This window comes from Melaminivora alkalimesophila, assembly GCF_000282995.1.
GTDB lineage: Bacteria > Pseudomonadota > Gammaproteobacteria > Burkholderiales > Burkholderiaceae_C > Melaminivora > Melaminivora alkalimesophila.
Genome location: NZ_ALEE01000493.1, coordinates 1 through 1,131, shown reverse-complemented (window position 1 = coordinate 1,131; position 1,131 = coordinate 1). Strand labels below are relative to the sequence as shown.

The 1,131-nt window shown below is 75.4% G+C and carries 2 protein-coding genes; both read right to left on the bottom strand.

Annotation, left to right across the window (positions count from 1 at the left end; genetic code table 11):
* The coding region (locus A612_RS09670; RefSeq protein WP_019374295.1) for a DUF4398 domain-containing protein at nucleotides 1-497 on the bottom strand (497 nt) is incomplete at its 3' end.
* A gap of 66 nt (nucleotides 498-563) precedes the next feature.
* Nucleotides 564-1,001 (bottom strand): DUF4398 domain-containing protein, encoded by a 438-nt coding sequence (locus A612_RS09665; protein WP_019374294.1) that lies wholly within the window; start codon nucleotides 999-1,001, stop codon nucleotides 564-566.
* Nucleotides 1,002-1,131 lie beyond the last annotated feature (130 nt).

The window sequence follows — 1,131 nt, the reverse complement described above, 5'->3', positions numbered from 1 at the left end:
GCGGCGCGGGCGGCCGCCTGCTCGCGTGCGGCGCGCTGCTCGGCGCTCAGGGCCTGCTGCTGCGCGAGCTGGGCAGTGCGCGCCTGCGCGGCCGCCTGCTCGCGTGCGGCCTCGGCCTCGCGGGTGCGCGCCTGCAGGCGCAGCCTGTCGGCCTCGGTGGCGGCCTGCTTCACATCGGCGTCGGCCTTGCGGGCGCGGGCGGTGTTCAGCGCCGTCTCGGCCTGCTGGTGCGCCAGGTAGGCCAGGTGGTTGGCTTCCGAAGCGTCATGGTCCTTGCGCCAGGCCTCGTCGGCGCGCGCCAGCGTGTCGGAGGCGGTGCGGGCCTCCAGTTGCGCGTAGCGGCCCACGTCCGGGTCGGCGGCGGTGCGGTTGACGGCGGCGCGCGCCTGCTCGACCGATTCGAGCGGCGCACGCGAGGCGCAGGCGGTGAGCGTGCCGGCCGCGATCAGCGCGGCGGCGAGGGCGGACAGGCGGCGAAAGACAGGCGAAGTAGGCATGGGAGCGGTCCTTGGGTGCGGTGGGCGCCCGGCGGGCGCGATGCGATGCGGCGGGGCGTGTTGCGGTCAGCGCAGCGGCGCCGGGGCCGGGGCGACGGGGGGGACCGCCGGCGGCACCGGGGTGCCGGCGGTGCGGTCGCGGTAGTCGATCTCCTGCTGCAGCGAGCGGATGCTGTCCTGCACCTGGCGGCGCGTGCGCGCGCTGTCCACGGCCTCGGCCTTGGACTCGGCCAGGCGCGCGTCGGCCTCGGCCTCGGTGGCCAAGCGGCGCGCCTCCTTGTAATCCTTGTTGTCCATGGCGCGCTGTGCCTGCATCCACTTGTCGCGTGCCCGCTGCAGCTCCACCGGCGCGTTTTGCGCGACCTCCGGCATCGCCGTCACGCGGTCGAGGGTGGCGCGGCCGACGGCCATCTCCTCGGTGGGCTTCGGGGTGGACGAGCAGGCCGCCAGGGCGGCCAGCGCCAGCGCGGTCGCGGCCGTTCGGAGCAGGGCGTGGTGTGGCATGGGGAAACTCCTGGGAAAGGGTGAACAGTGCGTGCGCAAAATTATGGAAACGCCGGTCCGTGCCCTTTCGTAGGCGCTGCCCAGCCACCTGCGTGGGCCATGTCCGACGGCGGCTGCCGGCCGGGGCAGG